The organism is Borborobacter xinjiangensis (assembly GCF_047739745.1).
Classification (GTDB): domain Bacteria; phylum Pseudomonadota; class Alphaproteobacteria; order Rhizobiales; family Rhizobiaceae; genus Pseudaminobacter.
In genome coordinates, this window is sequence record NZ_JBLLVA010000011.1 from 67,510 (window position 1) to 84,675 (window position 17,166).

16 protein-coding genes are annotated in these 17,166 nt (G+C 59.6%); 6 read left to right on the plus strand and 10 right to left on the minus strand.

The window, feature by feature from the left end; genetic code table 11:
* The 5 genes from ACLKMW_RS13610 to ACLKMW_RS13630 are packed head-to-tail and all read right to left on the minus strand — an operon-like array spanning position 1 to position 4,318.
* A complete protein-coding gene (locus ACLKMW_RS13610) occupies positions 1-606 on the minus strand; it encodes a HupE/UreJ family protein (RefSeq protein WP_415725001.1) in 606 nt (201 codons plus the stop codon).
* Positions 603-1,211, minus strand: coding sequence for a HupE/UreJ family protein (locus ACLKMW_RS13615; RefSeq protein ID WP_415725002.1), 609 nt, complete (start codon positions 1,209-1,211; stop codon positions 603-605). Before ACLKMW_RS13615 ends, ACLKMW_RS13610 begins: the two co-directional genes overlap by 4 nt.
* A gap of 16 nt (positions 1,212-1,227) precedes the next feature.
* Positions 1,228-2,244, minus strand: a complete 1,017-nt coding sequence (locus ACLKMW_RS13620) for a HupE/UreJ family protein (protein WP_415725003.1) — start codon at positions 2,242-2,244, stop codon at positions 1,228-1,230.
* Positions 2,241-3,257, minus strand: a complete 1,017-nt coding sequence (locus ACLKMW_RS13625; RefSeq protein WP_415725004.1) for a peptidylprolyl isomerase — start codon at positions 3,255-3,257, stop codon at positions 2,241-2,243. Before ACLKMW_RS13625 ends, ACLKMW_RS13620 begins: the two co-directional genes overlap by 4 nt.
* Positions 3,254-4,318 (minus strand): DUF3604 domain-containing protein, encoded by a 1,065-nt coding sequence (locus ACLKMW_RS13630; RefSeq protein WP_415725005.1) that lies wholly within the window; start codon positions 4,316-4,318, stop codon positions 3,254-3,256. The genes ACLKMW_RS13625 and ACLKMW_RS13630 overlap by 4 nt, the downstream gene beginning before the upstream one ends.
* Before the next feature lie 876 nt (positions 4,319-5,194).
* Between ACLKMW_RS13630 and ACLKMW_RS13635 the strand changes: the two genes are divergently transcribed.
* Positions 5,195-7,579, plus strand: a complete 2,385-nt coding sequence (locus ACLKMW_RS13635) for a hypothetical protein (protein ID WP_415725006.1) — start codon at positions 5,195-5,197, stop codon at positions 7,577-7,579.
* Positions 7,580-7,649: 70 nt separating this feature from the next.
* Here ACLKMW_RS13635 and ACLKMW_RS13640 read toward each other — a convergent pair whose 3' ends face one another.
* Positions 7,650-7,913 (minus strand): helix-turn-helix domain-containing protein, encoded by a 264-nt coding sequence (locus tag ACLKMW_RS13640; protein WP_415725007.1) that lies wholly within the window; start codon positions 7,911-7,913, stop codon positions 7,650-7,652.
* Between the two features lie 205 nt (positions 7,914-8,118).
* Here ACLKMW_RS13640 and ACLKMW_RS13645 point away from each other — a divergent pair, with 205 nt between their 5' ends.
* From ACLKMW_RS13645 to ACLKMW_RS13665, 5 genes are all read left to right on the plus strand, one after another.
* Positions 8,119-8,460, plus strand: a complete 342-nt coding sequence (locus ACLKMW_RS13645) for a DUF6634 family protein (protein WP_415725084.1) — start codon at positions 8,119-8,121, stop codon at positions 8,458-8,460.
* A gap of 9 nt (positions 8,461-8,469) precedes the next feature.
* Positions 8,470-9,999: an AAA family ATPase gene (locus ACLKMW_RS13650; RefSeq protein WP_415725008.1), complete on the plus strand. Its 1,530-nt coding sequence runs from the start codon at positions 8,470-8,472 to the stop codon at positions 9,997-9,999.
* A gap of 57 nt (positions 10,000-10,056) precedes the next feature.
* A complete protein-coding gene (locus ACLKMW_RS13655; protein ID WP_415725009.1) occupies positions 10,057-10,446 on the plus strand; it encodes a hypothetical protein in 390 nt (129 codons plus the stop codon).
* A gap of 21 nt (positions 10,447-10,467) precedes the next feature.
* Complete coding sequence (locus ACLKMW_RS13660) at positions 10,468-11,226, plus strand: metallophosphoesterase (protein ID WP_415725010.1); 759 nt, start codon at positions 10,468-10,470, stop codon at positions 11,224-11,226.
* A gap of 64 nt (positions 11,227-11,290) precedes the next feature.
* The gene (locus tag ACLKMW_RS13665) at positions 11,291-11,851 is read left to right on the plus strand and encodes a metallophosphoesterase (RefSeq protein ID WP_415725011.1); all 561 of its coding nucleotides are present in this window, start codon (positions 11,291-11,293) and stop codon (positions 11,849-11,851) included.
* A 174-nt stretch (positions 11,852-12,025) separates the two neighbouring features.
* On the opposite strand, the gene ACLKMW_RS13670 is transcribed toward ACLKMW_RS13665, so the two are convergent.
* From ACLKMW_RS13670 to ACLKMW_RS13685, 4 genes are all read right to left on the minus strand, one after another.
* Positions 12,026-13,237, minus strand: coding sequence for a hypothetical protein (locus tag ACLKMW_RS13670; RefSeq protein ID WP_415725012.1), 1,212 nt, complete (start codon positions 13,235-13,237; stop codon positions 12,026-12,028).
* On the minus strand, positions 13,237-15,300 hold the full coding sequence (locus ACLKMW_RS13675) for a hypothetical protein (RefSeq protein WP_415725013.1): 2,064 nt from the start codon (positions 15,298-15,300) through the stop codon (positions 13,237-13,239). Before ACLKMW_RS13675 ends, ACLKMW_RS13670 begins: the two co-directional genes overlap by 1 nt.
* Complete coding sequence (locus tag ACLKMW_RS13680) at positions 15,297-15,677, minus strand: hypothetical protein (protein ID WP_415725014.1); 381 nt, start codon at positions 15,675-15,677, stop codon at positions 15,297-15,299. Before ACLKMW_RS13680 ends, ACLKMW_RS13675 begins: the two co-directional genes overlap by 4 nt.
* 337 nt (positions 15,678-16,014) lie before the next feature.
* Complete coding sequence (locus ACLKMW_RS13685) at positions 16,015-16,782, minus strand: hypothetical protein (RefSeq protein WP_415725015.1); 768 nt, start codon at positions 16,780-16,782, stop codon at positions 16,015-16,017.
* Between the last annotated feature and the right edge of the window lie 384 nt (positions 16,783-17,166).

The window sequence follows — 17,166 nt, forward strand, 5'->3', positions numbered from 1 at the left end:
TCATGATGACCCTGAGGCAGAAATCCATCCGATTGAAAGCAGGCCCGTTGCCGCTGCCCAGCTACCAAGGACTCGTAGCACCACCCGGAAGGCGAAGGCGGTATAAGAGGTAACCAGCGCGGAAATTAGAAGGGTCACCGCCAGGACAACGGCAACCGTGCCGATCAAGGCGATCCAATCGGCATCAGCGGCCCGCAGTTCCAGGCCGTTTTGAAAACCCAGCAAACCGCCGAAAACGGCAGCCGCAGCCGCGGCAACGGGCGGTGAGATATTCAGCCCGAGGGCGACGAATCCGCCAAGGAAGATAAGCGTACCAGCGTTGACGGCTGCGAACGACCCGCTCATCTGGGAAACCAGCGCGACGACCCCCGCACAAAACCAGGCAATCGGAGCCACGATTACCAGCAGTCGGCCTGCCTCTGCCCCTTGCAACCCCACAAACAGGCTCAACGTCGCCAGGCTGACGAGATCCATTGGGGTGAGCAGGAGGTGCAGCGCACCGTCGTAAAATGGTCCCAGCCCCGAATTGACAAGATGCGCATGAGCCATCGACGGTGCGAATAGCGCCACCAATAATGGGATAAGCGCCGCGGAAGATCGCTTCACGCAAAAGCGCCCAGCAGGAAGTAGACGCCGCCCGCCAAGACTCCTCCGCCCAAGGCTCTAACGGCGGTTCTGCCCTTAGGCAGTCTGTCCACCGCCCCTATGCCAATTCCCAGCGCATGAAGCAGACCAGTGGCGATGACGAACCCCAAGCTGTAGAGCACGGCATCCGCTCCGGGCGAGAGCTCGGTTCCGTGCGCGTGGCCGTGGAACAACGCAAAAACCATCACCAGAGGGATCGCGATCGCCAGGCTCAACCGCATGTCTTTAAGAATCAGAAGCCCGAGGACTACCGACGAAACCGCAATACCGATTTCGACCCAGGGCAAGGGGATGCCAAGCAGGCCCAGCATGCCGCCAGCAGCCATGGCGATCGGAAACGCGATCGGAAGGACCCACAGCGCGGGAGGCCCGAGCAGCGCTCCCCAGAGTCCGACCGCTATCATGGCGAGGATATGATCCCATCCGCCAATGGGATGGCTCAATCCAGAAAGAAAGCCGCTGATCTCATGCCCCTCCGAGTGCGCAAAGGCGGCTTCGGAAAACGGGACAAGCGCCGCGCAAACACCCGCGACCAACAGAAATCGGGAGTAAGGGGAGTTCGTCATCCATGCCTCTTGTCAGCTAGAACATCGGGAGCGTTCGCTCGATCGTCCAGAACGCGCCGAGCGAGCCGACCACATATCCCGGCACATAACGGGTCCACGCAGGCGGGTCGAATTGAAGGACGCGCAGGGCGCGCAAGAGGAGCAGAATCATCAGAACAAAAGCGAGCTGCCCCATTTCCACGCCGATGTTGAAGGAGAGCAGCGCCAACGGGATATCCCCGCGCGGCAATCCGACCACGGTCAGTCCGCTCGCGAATCCGAATCCGTGCAGAAGTCCGAATGCGAACGCCACGATCCAGGGGTGGCGTAGCGTGAAACTGGTCTGACCTCGCCATAGCCGCACGACTTCCACGCCCAGGAACAGGATCGAAAGCGCTATGGCAGCATTGAGTGGTTCGGCTGGGATTGAGGCGTAACCAAGCGTCGCGAGCCCCAGCGTGATGCTGTGGGCTACGGTGAAGGCGGTGATGGTCTTGACCAACGAGCGGGTGGAGCGGACGATGATCATCAGGCCGACGACAAAGAGCAGATGGTCAAAGCCCATCAAGATGTGCTCGATCCCCAGCGTTGTATAGGTCCTGGCAACCTGCCAGGTGTCCTGATGATCGGAAAGGTCGATCCAGGGTCGCGCAGGCCTCACGAACTCGGTGACTTTCCGGCCGTCGAGCCAAGACACCCGAACGAGAACATCGGTGATCGTCGCCTGCAGGCCGACGAAATTGATACGTTGGCCAGCAAGTTCGTCGGGAGATTCAAGAACACGCCGTTCGATCACCGAGTCGGATAGCTGGCGCTCCAACGGCTCGGTAATCGGCTTGATGCCGTCAGAATATCTCAGCATGACGGGCAATCGCATGCCCGACAAAATGGGGGTGCGCCAAAGTACGCTGAAGCGTCCTTGCCCGATCTCGTCGATCTGGAGATAGGCGGGCCTGATTTCGTGCGCGGATGCGCCGGCGGTCACAGCAAGGAACGAGATCAGCAAGCCAAGCAGCCATGCACCCGCTCTACAGGATCGAGCGGCATAGCTCATTGCGATACCGGTTCCGAAGGAGCGTTTTCAGGTGCCGGCCTCAAGTCGCTGAGGTCGACCGTGTCGAGAGGAACCACGTTCACCGTATACCGCGAACGCATCTCGTCGAGAGCGGCGCGTTTGACCTCCCGGTAGCGGGCTTCGTGCCATGCCGCCTTGACGTCGGCTTCCACCTCTTCGAAGGCCGGAATACGCCCCGGTTCCATCACGTCTATCCAGACGAGGTGCCAGCCATAGCCCGATTGTATCGGACCACGCCAGACGCCAGGGTCGAGCTTGAACAGTTCCGCCGCGAACGCGGGGCCGAACTCTTTTAGCATCTGGTCGGGCGTGCCGTTCCTGTAATAGGTGCGCAGGATGAACGGGTCGGCCAGCGTGGCGACCTCCGGTGAATCCGGGCGTTTGCTGGCGACGACGGGGAGCACCGCCTCAGCATCGCTGCGCGCGGCGGCCCCGCGTTTGTCCGGAGAAAAATAGAGCTGCCGAAAGCTCGCGCGGGGCGGAAGCGCAAAGCGCTGGGAATTCCTGGAAAACCACTCCACCAGTTCCGCTTTCTCGGGCTCCTGCATGGCAGCGATGTCGGCCGCCAGGAAATCCATCTTCTGCGCGATCCGGCGCTTGACGATCTCGTCGTTACGATCGAGGCCGAGAGCCATTCCCTCCCGGAACAGAATTTCCTCGGTTACTTTCTGATCGATAAGACTTTGCAATTGATCCGGGGTTAGCGGCGACCGTCCTTGCGCGAGCCACGCGAGAACCATCTGGCGGATGTCGTTTGCGCCGATCTCGATCCGCTGCCCGTCAACCGCACTCTCCGGCTCCTTGTTAAAGATCCCGTACGCACCGAACAGGATGGCGCCGACAGCCAGGAAATGGACGAGCGGCTCATTAAGTAGCCCCCGCCACCACCGCGTGGATTTTCCTTTCGTTGTCGCGTGCTGTCCCGCTTTCGGCAGGGCGATTTCCGTATACGGCATTTGCTCAGGCTCTCTCCCTCGCAATGCGTCAATCACTGCGCCACAGCCTCGACTTCGTAGTTCGCGTAACCGAACTCATTGCTGCGGGCCGCCACGTATTTGTCCCCGGCACGATAGACCGTCAGTTCGAACGGGGTGCCCTCGATGGTCGTCACGATGTGGCCGTCCTTGATATCGTAGGTTGCCGACGAGCTGGACACGTCGTGCATCACCTGGAGCAAGTCGCCGCCTCTTGCCGGATCGCCGTCCAGTTCGGTGACGATGCGCTTGCCGTCGACGCCGAACAGCACGTTCGCCGTTTTACCGGTCACGTTGTTGCGCACCGTCAGGTTCTTCCCCACCACAAGCTCCTTGAGCTCGCTGTCGCCAAGGGCCGTCGCTCCGGTTCCGAGCAGATCGGCAACCGTCAGGCCGGGCTTCACCTTCGCAACTTCGGCCTCTGTCGGCGTGTACCAGATAGGCGTGCTCCACGCGCGCTCCTGGATCGTTGCCGGCACATCGCCGGGCGGAAGTTTGCCGAGCTTTGCCGCATCGTAGGTGCTCCAGCGGGGAGTCGGTATCTGAAGGGCGCGGGCGTAATAGAATGCGTGCTGGCTTGCGTCGAATTCCGGGTCGGTCCAGACGGCCTTCAGTTCAACGGAGCCAATGTCGTTGGCGTAGGTTGCCTTGGTGATGTCGACCGTGTTGCCGACAGGAGGAAGCTTGCCCGTGACCGGATCGGGCTGGCGGTCACCGGACCAGGCGACGTCGAATATCTTCTCGAATATCTGGCCGTCCTTGGTCCATCCCTTGACAATCTGGATGCGATCGAGATTGCCGTCGGCAGGGTCCTTCGCCGCCCAAACGACGAAAGACGGCGGCTTGCCTTCCGCCTGGGCAAGATCGCCGCCCATGGGAACGCCCCCCGCATAGGCGGTCTTCACCCAATCCTCCTGCGAGAGCAGGCCCTTGTCGTAGTCCCATCCGCCAAAAAGGCGGAGCTTGATGCGGGCCCCGCTGGTTCCGAACACTTCACGACGCTGCATCGCCGCAAATATGGACTCGCGGGTATTTTCTTCCGCCCAAACTCCGCCCAGGCCGGATGGGCAATGACACATCGACTATCCATATAGGCCCTTGAGCCTAACCGGGCAGCCTAGCAGGGACTTGAATAAGATGATGCGCAACACGACATACTGCGTGATCGACTGGGTAGCGTGCTGCGCATGGACTGGGGGTGGTAGGCTTATCGACGACGGTCGATCGGACTCTCATCAGGCCCCCCGCCTTGCCTGCCCTTCGTCACGGGCTGGTTTAGTCTGGAGAGGCGGGCGTCGCGCAGTTTGGCTCGCCCACACAATAACTGGGGCCCTGTACAGTCGCATGGATCGATACTGTGGCGGCGCGACCTTCTGCCCGACGGATCACAAGTAGGCGGCAATCTCGCGTGCGACCCCCGGCCGTCATTTCAATTTACAATTTCAGGTACCGCATTCTAACTCAGCAATCTTTAATCACTATCCGACCCACGCTAATGAGCAAATTCATCAATGATGAGAGTGGGTTGTGGACGTCAGATTACAAGGCGCAAAGTACCGCACATTAGAAAGGTTCTGTGCGGTGAAAAGAGTAAACTAGAGGCCTAGATATTTGAGATTCCTGCATTCTCGCGCCTCACTTCACTTCGAATGTAAACTCGAGGTGTGTAAACTAGCATCTTTTCGGCATCGTCACAGGGGGATTGGAAACGGTGTGCGACGCAGTCGCGCGCCGATTCCAATTCACATGTGGCGATCAAAATTCTGAGGGGTCGAAGCTCCGACACCGGTGCCGAACGAGCATCTGCTTCGCCGCTCTCAAAGCTGAAGTTCTCAGCTACATCTTTTCCACAGGATGCCAACCATTGCGCAGGCCAGCCAGTGACGCCGGGGCAACTGCCGGCTAGGGATGTCGGCCGGCAACGGCACGGGGTCGTTGTTTCAAACGAGATAACAATGACCACCAATGCACGGCGGGCGGCCTTCCCTCGCATGATCGATCAGTTTCTGCGCCAGCGTGGCGCGTCTGTTCTGCCTCCTCGCGACCTTGAACGGCTGGGCTGCTACCTTCGGGGGATCATCAAGGAGGCTGTCCTGCCGCCACGTGCAGGAGGCCGGCCTGATTGGAATGAAATTGCGGTTGCATCCGGCGTGAACACGGATGCGCTGGCTGCGGCTGGAAGCGTGCTCGAACCTGGCATCGATGCAATCACACGCTTCATCGGACCGAAGGCAAGGAAGCAGAAGCTCGCACCCTCGCCCGTGAGCGAGAAAAACGCCCATCGCCGCACGAGTGCTACGAAGCAACTGTCGTCGACTCGCAGGAGCGGCAGGCCAAGGAAGTCCCGTCCCGCGCCCGGGCCGGCGAAAGATAGTTCGGCAGCTGCCTCACCTCCATCACCGCAGCGTCGCAAGCGGGGCACCGCGCCGAGGCCTGTTGTCGAATTTCCGGATCCGCTTTGGACGGAATGGGAGGAGCCGGAGACGTTCCCGGAGGCTTTCAAGCTCCACATCGATCGCCATGGCGACAGTGCTTGGCATCTCCACCGCGCAGTCGTGAAGCCGCACGAGGCGTTTGACCACAAGACGTTCGTGACCTGGATACAGGGGACCAAGGCGCCGCGATCCGTAACAAGCTTCGAAATCCTCAGCCGGATAGAGCGACGGTACCAATTGCCCGAAGGCTACTTCAAGGCGAAGCTCGCCCACCCTGCCCGCGCTGCCACTGGGCATCAGCCAACCAACGTCACACCATCTCAGCTTCGTCGCATCGCCTGGCATCTTCCGGACGACTTCGATCGCCGATCTCCGCCGGAGCGAGAGGAGATACTCCAGTGGGTGCAGGACAACATCATCTCCGGAGGTACCGACTACCGACGCTTCCAGGCTCTCGCTCTACGCAATCGCTACGGCATACGATTTCCGGGGGTGCTCGATGGTGCGTCTGTCGCGCTTGTCCACGCAGTCATCCGGGAGCCGCTCGAATTTGATCCAGAAGACGATGATCTCGAGGGAGCGACCAACGTCGCGGTCGACGCACCTGCACGTCTCTGGAACGAGATGGCAGAACTCCTGCAGTTCAAGACCGCAACGCTGACCTCCTTCGGTTTCCAGCGGATCGGTGTGTGGGGAGAAGAGACTGCTGCCCAGAAAGTCGAGCACTTCGGCCTCTTGTTCGGGGCACTCGCCGCCCCCAAGCGCAGCGCCGTTCGCGGTCTTGATGTTCCGCTGGAGGCGCTCACCTTCGCCCTCTTGATCTTTCCCTCAGTGTGGGACTGGTATCTCACCTGGCGCGAGAAACGCCGCGGTTTCTACACGGCTTGGGAAGTCGACATGCTGCGCATCGCGCTCGCGCTGACGCGGGCCGAAACGGGCTGGCTTCGTCAGCGACCTGATCTGGCCGCACATCTCCAAGCCATTCCCGGGCTCGTCTCCGAAGCGGAGATCATGGCGGCACAAGCTGACTGGAACACCGCCTGCGACATCTGCCAGAAACACTGCGCGGGGCGCGTCAAGGAAATCCAGCGGGTGGCGAAGGTCCACCGCGATCCATTCGAGCCGATCATGCCGATTCTCGAGGCTGAAAGCCCTGTTGGTGAATACCGCAAGATTCCCGACGAGGTCATCAGAACGATGCCGGATGAACGGCGCTATCCGGTGGCTGCTGCGGAGGCCGTGAGGTCCTTCCTCATCATCCGCTTCGGCCTCCATACAGGCCTTCGCCAGAAAAACCTCCGGCAGTTACTACTATGTCCGAAAGGACGATTGCCGACCTCCGAGCGCCAACTAGGGGATATGAAGGTCGGTGAACTCCGCTGGAGCGAACGGGACCACGGATGGGAGGTGGTCATCCCGTCCGTGGCGTTCAAGAACGCGAACTCCTCCTATTTCGGAGACAAGCCATTTCGTCTCGTCCTCCCCGACATCGGCGACCTCTATCGATATATCGACGCCTATGTCGGCCGACACCGTATTCGTCTCCTGAAGGGAGCGGACGACCCGGGCACGTTTTTCGTGAAGACGATGAAGGAGAACAGCGTCACCGCAGCCTATGACCAGAATACCTTCTTCGAAGCCTGGCGGCTCGTCATCCAGCGCTACGGCATCTTCAATCCTTACACGGGGCGCGGTGTGATCAGGGGATTGCTGCCGCATGGCCCCCACAACGTCCGCGACGTGCTCGCCACGCATATCCTGAAGAAGACAGGCTCCTACGAGCAGGCCAGCTACGCCATCCAGGACACGCCAGACATGGTGGCGAAACACTACGGGCGCTTCCTGCCGCAGGACAAGGCAGCACTGGCTGCGCGTATTCTCAACCAAGTCTGGGATGCAGCGTGAACGGCGGCCTACAGGATTTGCGGCGCAGAGCGACCTGGCACGGACCGCTTGGCAACCATCTTCCAGCTCTTCAGAATCTCAGATTTCCCTTTTGAATTAGATCTCGGCGTATCCGCAGCCCCGGACCCGACGCCCCGTCATCGGGGACGAAGGTGATTCCCGACTTCTCGAAGGCGTCCTGCAGGCGACGGCGCGATTCCAACGTGACCGTTTCGTCGTTGCGCTCGATACGCAGGATGGTGCGCTGCCCCACGCCGGAGAGCTTGGCTAGTTCTCTCTGACCGATGTTGAGAGCTACACGAGCAGCCCGCAAGAGTTCGTTGGGCACATCCATGTCTCATTTCCTAGCGGTCGTCTCGCCAGCATTCCAGATGACGCTGCTGTAATCCTTTGGCAATTTGACGTGCGGCGTCACTGACGCCGGCAACGGCCTAATGGACGCCGCGTACTCGACGCCGTGTGTCTGTCCTGCTGATTCCAGCGAATCACCAAGGATCCGAATGAAACGGATCCTTGGACGGACAGACGGAGGCTTGCTGATGCTGCTGTTCAATCACCGCGACGAACCCAGTGCCGAATTCGCGTGCGAGATGGAGCGTCTGGCCGCGTTGGTTGCCGACATGGAACGCATTCACCGTGGCGTGTCGCCGCAAGTCATGGCCGGCGACGATGCTCCGGTCCTCGACCGATGGGTCCTTGCGATGCGGACGGTGCCCTGCCTCGCCGGACTGTCGACGGGTCATCCGGAGCTTGTCGGAGAGAACAGGTTGATCGGGACGTCCGACCTGTGGCTGCTTTCCAAGGACCATGCCTGGGCGCGGACGCTATCGCGCTGGTACCGCCTCGGCCGCCCTGCCGAAAACCCTGGCCTGAATGCCTGAGCGTGGGCCATGAGTTCCAAGGATTCACTCATCCGTCATTTCAGCCGCCGCCTCACTGCGGCCGTGCAGGGACTGCACCTCCCGAGCGAGGAAGAGCTGCTGCGTGGCATGAACTTCTTCCGGAACGAACTCAACGAGGACATCCGGGAATATGCCAGTCGCCTGTCGGGGCGGATCAGGAAGCGTGGCAATCCCGCGCTCACGTCCCTCGCCGGCGCCCTGGAGGAATTGACCGTCGAGCAGAGCGAAGACGGGGTGCAGTCCCTACTCGGAGCCCTTGATGCCGTCGATGACATAAAGGGCGTGCCGGTCGACGCATGTTGGCTGCGCTGCCAATACTACTTAGCTTCCTTCGGCGATCCGGATGCTGCGGCATCGATCGCGGGGGAAGCGGCGACGGTCGCCTTGCGGGACATCAATGGAAGCGATGACCTGCGCATGGTGGGCCGCGCGCTCGGTTGGGCCGTGACGTCACGCACCCTCGAACACACCCGGAAGATCAATGACCTGCATGCGCCCCGATCGCTGTCCCGCATCCTCCACGGCTACGAACGCGATTTCGAGGCGGCAATCCAGCGCGCAGTGAGAAAGAGAGAACCGGAACAGAACGAGGTTCCTGCCGACGATGCCTTTGTGCTGGACCCGGAAGACGAGACGGTGGTCGCGGTCGAAATGGATGGGTCGGTGGTCGTGTTCACCTCCGTAGGCAACAACACGACTTCCGAAGGAAAGCGCGTCGTCAACGAGTTCGAGAAGTTCGTGCAGCGCCGCCTGCCGCTGCCCATCGCGCCCGACCTTGCCGCTGTTCGGAAACAACTGACGACAGAGTTTCCCTGGGCTGTGGCGATTGCCGACGAAATCCTGAAGGGACTTGTCGGCAGGGAGCATGTGCGGTTCCGGCCAACCATCCTGCTCGGGCCGCCCGGATGCGGAAAGACCCGGTTCTCGAGGCGGCTGATCGAGGAACTCGGAGTTCCCTACGAACTGGTCTCCTGCGGTGGACTGAGCGACAGCGCGATCGGAGGCACTGCGCGCCGATGGACATCGGGCGAGCCGAGCCTCGCCGTCATGTCCGTGCGCCGCCATGAATGCGCCGGACCTGCGATCATCCTCGACGAGATCGAGAAAGTCGGAAACAGCAGGCACAACGGCAACGTCCACGACGTGCTAGTCGGGCTCTTCGAGAAGGAGACGTCGACCCGCTGGTTCGACCCTTACGTCGAGGCCACCTGCGACCTGTCGCACATCAATTGGCTGATGACGGCGAACGAGATCGAAAGCGTTCCAGGCGTTCTGCGCGACAGGTGCCGTGTCCTTCGCTTTCCAGGGCCTGGCCCGGAACACCTCCCGGTGCTCGCGAGCCGCATCCTCGAAAAACTCTACCTCGAACAGGGACATGACCCACGCTGGGCAACGCCGCTGGAGGGATACGAGATCGAAGCCCTGGTCAACGCCTGGACGGGAGGCTCGATCCGGAAAGTGGAACGTTTCGTCGAAGCGCTCGTCGAAACCCGTGAACGGCACCGGGAACCGCAATGAGCGACGAGCGCTGCAGACTCATAGATGGGCGCTTGGCTGCCCACAAGGAGGTACTGGATGGACCAGAGGCTTGTGACAGCGCTTCAGACTCTCGGCGAGTTGGGAAGGCAGGATGCCTTGGCCGCGTTGGCTTCGGCATTCTCGACCGCAGGCGCGGAGCGACATACCGTTCGCGCTGCCCGGGACCGCTTCAATACCATCGTCGCTCACGCACGGAACGGCACGCCGCAGCTGATTGGCGCCAGGCCCAAGAGTGTGACGGTCGTCATGTCGCTCAGCGATTTCGTCGACATGGTTCAGGCCGCCGCGCAGAGACAGTCCTTTGGAGCAGCGCTCGAGGCAGCAGGTTTCCAGCCAGCCCCTGGCAAGAAGATGGCCGCTCGTCAGGGATTCCCACAGGAGCCGCTCGCAAGAAGGCGATCCTTCAAGAAGCCGGACTGCGACTAATCGACAAGCTGGTTCGATGACATGAAAATCTGGCTGCTCTCCGACTTGCATCTCGAATACGCCGACCTCAGGCAGTCGCTGGCGATCCCAGATGCCGATGTCTGCGTCATGGGGGGTGACCTGTGCCGCGCGCCCGCCAACGGCGTGCATTGGCTGGCCAGATACATCGCGCATGCCATGCCTTGCGTCTATGTCGCTGGAAACCATGAGTTCTACAAAGGCTCGATCAAGGAAGCGCTGGAAGACGGGCGATCGGCGGCTGCGGATTTTCCCGGTGTCCATTTCCTCGAGAACGACTTCGTCGTGATCGACGGCGTCCGTTTCGTCGGCGCCACGCTCTGGACCGACTATCGAATCGAGGGACATCCGGAGGTGGCGATGTTCCATGCGCGCGAGCGGATGAACGACTATCGCCAGATCGCCAAACAGCGGAACCCGTGGCAGCGCCTCGTGCCCGAGACCGCGTTTCGGATGCACCAGCAGTCACGCGTGTTCATCGATTCTGCCCTCAAGGCCGACCCGATCAAGACCGTCGTGGTCACTCATCACCTGCCACACGCGAGGTCTATCCCGTCGAGGTTCCAGGGCGACCTGCTCAACGCTGCCTACGCATCGGACCTGTCCGGCGTAATCGAGAGCGGCCGACCCGCGCTGTGGGTCCATGGTCACACACATGACAGCTGCGACTACAGGGTCGGAGACACGCGCGTCGTTTGCAATCCACGTGGCTACGACGATGAGAACGTCAGGTTCGATCCGGTGCTTACGGTACGGGTCTAGGTTAGGCCGCGGCGCCGCGGTCCGCGAAAGGACGCAACACTACACATTGCGAGGAAAAATTTCCTTGGCCAGCACGACAATATACTACACTGCGGACACGCATTTCTCGCACTCGCTCATGCTGTCGCCGACAGCCTGCAACAGGCGATTCGCCGATGTGCGCGAAATGGATGAATTCCTAGTCCGCACATGGAACAGCGTCGTGAGGCCAGACGATATCGTCTATCACTTGGGTGATTTTTCCATGGGCCTGCACGACGGCGACCGCGTGCGAAGCATCTTTTCGCGGCTCATGGGCCGTAAGTTCTTGATTCTTGGCAATCACGACTACCAGCGGCAGAACAGGATCCACCCGGTGATCGCTTCGCTCGCGTGGGACCAGCCGCCGATGCAGCAACTGGAAATCACGGACAATGGCCAGCGGATTTTCCTCTGCCACTACCCATGCCGGACATGGCCTGGGATCCGGAGTGGAGCCTGGCATTTCTACGGACATGCCCACGGTGAGATGCCGGCCTATCACCGCTCCAGGGACGTCGGGGTGGATTGCCCGGATACGGGTTTCGCCCCTCGTACTTTCAAGCAGCTGACACGGCAGATAAAGACGGCAACGGCTCCTGGCTGACCTACCCAAGAATCATGCGGGTTAGATTATCGCCGAATACGAAGATTTGGCTTAGTAAGGACTTCCGTAGGCGGAGCCACGAATGACGGCTTCGCGCCCGAATGGCCATCTGTGGCTGAGTCCCATCCGCCTGAAAGCGGCTATCAAGGATTGGAGACTAGTTGGCCCGTGCGGTTATCCCGCAGCCTCACGCTTCTTTTCAACGATCTGGTGAAGCGCTTGGAGGAGTTGCCCCTGATTCACGCGCCTGACATGGGTGGTGGGCGCGACGCTTCGGTCTGTGGTTGCGGCGGTGCGATAGGCATCTTCGAAATCTTCGTCAGACAAAATGGCAGGGAATCTTCCGGCCTTCAAAGCTGCGCGCTCCCGCTCGTAAGAGACATAAAGCTCGGCGATACCTTTTACTTCCGATGCGTCGGATATGGCGGCCAAATCTGCGCGTGATCCTTCTTCGAAGCCCAACCGCTGAAAGAGCGGGTAATTATAGTTGCGAAGATTTGCTGCCCCCTGTGGAGTTGATGCCGAAAGCATCAAAAGTGAGTATCCTTCGTTGCTTCGAATAGCCTCGTCAAAGAGATAGCGGAGATCTTGCAGGTATCCTTGTATCTTTGACGCGCTGTATCCGCCAGAAAACAGGGTTTCAACTTCGTCAAGACAAAGCATAACTCCAAAAACTATGCCTTTGCTGCGAGCAAACGAGAGCAGCTCCGTCATATTGCGTGTCATCATCGCAGCGCTGCCGAGCCGAGCAAAAACACCGAGATGGCGCTTTTCTGTATTGCTCAGCGCTGCACCGCCAAGCCATTTTTTGGCTAGATCTCTGAGAGGCTCGAAGGACATGCGCCCATCGCGATCTGGTGGTACGAACCCCGGTCGGCTCGCTCTGAAAAGAAGCTGAAGAACGTTCTTCAACTCGCCCTGCTTCAAACCGTCAAACTCGGCTGCATCTTCACAGCTTCGAACGATAGCTGTAAGCAAATCGTATTCACCGGACAGTTTGGCGGCCTCATCAGCCTCGCGGAGTACCTCTCTTACGAGGTGAGAGGCCGAACTCGATCCAGCCAGAATCTCAACCACCGCAAACGGACGCCCGGAGGTTCGCCGGAACTCTCTCATCATATACTGACAGTGACGCAAGAAGTGGGTCTTGCCCCCTCCAGTACCCCCTTGGACACCCATCGCGCGGCGTTGGGGGTCTTCGGCCAGCACCTCCCGCACGAGGCCGACGAACCGATCTCGCGCGTCGACCTGATTATACAACACCTCCTCGATAATGGTTCGAGCCGCCGGAAACGGATTCCGCTTGAAACCGAACCGAGCATAGAAAGGATCTTCATGATCCTTCTGATCAGGCGTTTCGCCGAGAAGCTCCGCGAGCGACGGCATCACCGCACCCTCTCAAGGGTGAAGACGGGTCGCCCACCGATTTCAAATCTATCCATTGGTACTGGCACTTCCTCAAGTTCGAGCAGCGACCCGGAGATGACAGCGTCAACGCCGGTCGGCTTCCCGCCGACAGCGTACCCGAAAGAGAATTTTTCAGATAGCACCCTAGCATGCTCTTGAACCGAACGGGATACTCCCCACGGAGAGATACGGGCTACGCGGCAGAAATTCGGCAAAAATTCAGATACTTGCGCAATGTTGTCCCGCGCTGTGTCCTCATATGCAGCCTCAAAGGCGTGCAGAAAGCTCGGCGGATTAGGCCGCCTTGAGCCGTCACGCCAAACGGCGCCGTCAGACCAGCATTGTCCAAGAAGCACATGATATCGGACGAGGCGGATACTGGCCTCTTGCGCTACCTCAGCGCCGAGCGCCGCGGCAAGGATGCCCCTCACATGCCCCCTCGCCAGTTCCCCGTTCTGCTGAAGATGCTCTAAGATCACCCGATAGGGCTCAAAATTCCGAAACTGATCACTAATCCGATCCAAGTCTGCTCTTTGCAAGCAACTCTCGACGTCATCTAGCTCCGCTCGGGAAACTATCGTTTCACCGTCGAAATCGACGAGCTTGGCCCGACGAACGACCTCCAGACTCCTGCGAACATTTCCCTCATTGGGCCGGTTCGCTGCGGGCAGCTTCTCCATCAGTTCTGCAAAGGATAGCTTCCCTGAAGCGTAAAGGGCACCTGCTATGCGTAGGGCGAGAGGGAGCGAGGATTGAGGGATCGCAGCATGGCTGAAAGCCGGCTCATGCGCGTCGGCTCCTGATACCGCTTCTGGCGAAGTCGTAGCATCGACCCGCTCCTTGGCCTTCACCGGTTTCGGGTTTGCCGGCGTCGCGTCCTTCGCCTCTGTGTCTTTGCCCTTTGCGGCCCGAGCTGGTTGCGGTGACGCCGAACCTGCCTTCTTCGCCGGCGAGGGGTCATCCTCTGAACTCCGAACGTCCAGATACTCTGCCACCCAGTCTTGCGGCTGTTTGCCGGGCCAATAGCAACTCAGGCTGAGTGGCGTCTTCGTTGAACCTCGTATCCTGACGGTTCCGAAAGCGTGGGTCAGATCCCAGAGTAAGCCTCTTATCGAGGTGCCCATAAACGTGCCGGCCCAGGCGTCGTAGCGGAAGCTGGAGATTTCATCCTCTTGCAGCTTGGGGGTGGGCAGACAGATGTTCGGTATTCCTTCCGCGCCGAGCACGCGCGACAACAGCACATCCGAGGTCACAACCAGCTGCTTGGCTCGCGTACGCGTGGAACGAAGAACCGCATGCACCCCCTCAATTAAGAGGCGGTCCTCGAGGACATCACCTTCATCCTGGTCTAATCCTCCCTTGCCAGCCGCACGCATGTACCGCAGTAGCGACGGGTCAAGCTCCAGAACCTGATAGCGATGCTGATTGCGTTCGAGGAAGCTCAAACCCGCATTCACCAGCGCCCGCGACCGAAGCGCCTGTGCAAGATTTCCGTCCTTGCCGCTTCTAGCGAGCGACTTCAGAGTTGCTTCGCGAGCCTGCATTTGCGTTAGCGACATCACGAAAGGCATCAGCCAAACAGTCGTATCTTTGAGAACGTTAAGCAGCCAATGCAAAGTACCATTATAGAGGCTGTTTGTGTCGGGTATAAGAACAATGCCCTTGGCGCTTCGAAGCTCAAGCAACTGCTGAGCCGTTTTTCCGGAGACAAGTGGAGACAAAATACCCAATCGCGTGGCGCTAAGAGAAATGACGTCAATTACGACTTTTGCGTTCCGGTCTTTCCTGTCTTTCTCTTTAACATCTTTTCTATCGTCTTCCGACGACAAAAATTTCTTATCGAGGTTCAGCTTAAGACGAAATGAGCACTCTCTATCGTCTTCTGAAGTCGGCGGTTCATTGATCCCGATCGAGATAAGATCGTGCCACTCGCCTTCCTTGATGTGGGTGTTATCAGTATAAGAAACGAATAAAGTTCCTTCACGCACATCTAGATAGCGCTGGTCCTTCGCGAAATCGGCTTGACTGAAGTATGTGGTCATTCGAATCGGACCCAAACGTGCTTCTTATTTAGAGATTTCAGTAGATCAAGGGCATTTAAGCAGACGCTCGCGACCGCTTCCGATAATTGGATGTCGGTCGTGAATATCGGCGAAGCCGCAACAGCGTGCTCGGTCAAATTCAAGGACGTCCAACCTTCCGCCTCTTTGGTCCAGTCCACAGGACCGAGCAGCGCTTCAAAATCTGCCAGCTTGTACCAAACGCCGGGCTGGGCCTCCGGGACGAATGACAGAATCGCTGCTGTCGTGATCCCCGAAGCCTCCTCATCATCGGGTGCCCCAACGCCCCCGTACCAAAGCTCCTCCCAGTCGCCCGCTACATCCGGCGGGCCCTGGGAGATGATTGCCCGTAGTGCCAATTCTTCTCTCCCCAGCCATCCCCATTTTACTGTCGCATGGCTACCGTTTCTTTAACACCCACTTTGACATCATCGAGCCGCTGCGCAATTCTGTAGCACGTGCCACGTAGGATCCGCCCCGTTCGTCAGTCCAAAACCAGAGTGGGCGCCCGTCAGCTTTTTCATAAGCTCTTGCTGAATCCGGGCCCAGTTCTCTTCCGGCCCCGTTTCAGCCTCAGTGCGGTCGGACTGGAACGCGGCCTCATTGCGGCGTTCGATGCAACATTGAGACCGCTTGGCCCAGGCCGATTATGTTGCCAAGCGAAGATTCCCGGCCGGGCGCTCTACGGCAGACCAATCAGAGGGGGATGGGGTCAAGAGGCCCCAAGCCGCTAAGCCGCAGCTGTTTGAGCACCGGACTCCCGAGATCAACTTCGAGCTCTGAGGCGAAGGGGATCACGTAGGTTTCTGCGTCGAATCCCTTGAAGGCGAGTCCAGCCGCCTTCATGGCTTTGAAGACCTTGCACACCGCAGAGACGAAGATCGGCATCAAATCCAGATAGATCTGGTCCTTCGGGTATCGGTTTTGCAAGCCACGTTCGCGGATCGTCGGAAGTCCGAGCTGCCCGTCGATGACTTCCAGCCTCCGCACGGCCCTGTCGCCACTGACGAAGGTGTCCAGGTACGGCGACGCGTGTGAAGGATCAAGCCGCGCGTCCAGATCGTCCAGCCTGACGTGATGGGACATCCGGATGGGGGCGCCGTGAAGGGTGGGGTGGCTCCCGAGGAGGAAGGAGGCCCCGCGCCAGCGATCCAGCCCGCCCTCGAGGTGTAGCCGCCGATTCAGGCTGCGGAAGAGCGGATGGTCGCGATGATGGATGGCATTCCGTACTGCGATCAGCACGATGGTGTCGCCGTGATCGAAATATGGAAAGAGCCTCTTCGAGACGTCGTAGAGCATGTGGAAGGCCTCAAGCTTCATTTCGAAGGTGCGATCAAGGTTGTCAATCGCCTCCTCGGGATCAACTTTGAACAGCCTTCCGAAACGCAAGTGCGCCTCGACGTACATCCGCATGGTGTTTGCCAAGGTGCTGATCGCCCCCTCTATGATCTGGTTACTGCTCAACCGTCTCGCTCCGATGTCGTGGCCGTCGTGCTGTCGCTACGACGCGGCCGTAGCCCTACGATGCGAAGCATTCTTGTCGAGTAGCATTCTTGTCGAGTAGATGGGAGGGACGTTCGGCGACGGCGCGTCGCGCGACGGTCCACCAGAGCTTGGCCCGCGAGGCGGATGGGTGAGAGGTTGAGGGTAGTCGCGTCGAAAGTACAGCCGTTGAAGGTTGATAATTGACTCCCATCCCGTGCAAGATGCGCAGGATTCGCTCTGGGGGGAGCATGAAAAAACCATTTGCGCAAAGCAATCCTCGACGCTCTGTACCAGAAGTCAATACGGGGGAGACGCTGGCAGTGCGTCACGCCTGTGCCGCTGGCGCGGACCTCGGTGACTCAG

Excerpts from the sequence above, each read along its gene's own strand:
- ACLKMW_RS13645 (WP_415725084.1), top strand. The coding sequence starts at position 8,119 with ATGCTGCTGTTCAATCACCGCGACGAACCCAGTGCCGAATTCGCGTGC.
- ACLKMW_RS13660 (WP_415725010.1), top strand. The coding sequence starts at position 10,468 with ATGAAAATCTGGCTGCTCTCCGACTTGCATCTCGAATACGCCGACCTC.
- ACLKMW_RS13675 (WP_415725013.1), bottom strand. The coding sequence starts at position 15,300 with ATGACCACATACTTCAGTCAAGCCGATTTCGCGAAGGACCAGCGCTAT.
- ACLKMW_RS13655 (WP_415725009.1), top strand. The coding sequence starts at position 10,057 with ATGGACCAGAGGCTTGTGACAGCGCTTCAGACTCTCGGCGAGTTGGGA.
- ACLKMW_RS13615 (WP_415725002.1), bottom strand. The coding sequence starts at position 1,211 with ATGACGAACTCCCCTTACTCCCGATTTCTGTTGGTCGCGGGTGTTTGC.
- ACLKMW_RS13650 (WP_415725008.1), top strand. The coding sequence starts at position 8,470 with ATGAGTTCCAAGGATTCACTCATCCGTCATTTCAGCCGCCGCCTCACT.
- ACLKMW_RS13670 (WP_415725012.1), bottom strand. The coding sequence starts at position 13,237 with ATGCCGTCGCTCGCGGAGCTTCTCGGCGAAACGCCTGATCAGAAGGAT.
- ACLKMW_RS13620 (WP_415725003.1), bottom strand. The coding sequence starts at position 2,244 with ATGAGCTATGCCGCTCGATCCTGTAGAGCGGGTGCATGGCTGCTTGGC.
- ACLKMW_RS13630 (WP_415725005.1), bottom strand. The coding sequence starts at position 4,318 with ATGTGTCATTGCCCATCCGGCCTGGGCGGAGTTTGGGCGGAAGAAAAT.
- ACLKMW_RS13640 (WP_415725007.1), bottom strand. The coding sequence starts at position 7,913 with ATGGATGTGCCCAACGAACTCTTGCGGGCTGCTCGTGTAGCTCTCAAC.
- ACLKMW_RS13635 (WP_415725006.1), top strand. The coding sequence starts at position 5,195 with ATGACCACCAATGCACGGCGGGCGGCCTTCCCTCGCATGATCGATCAG.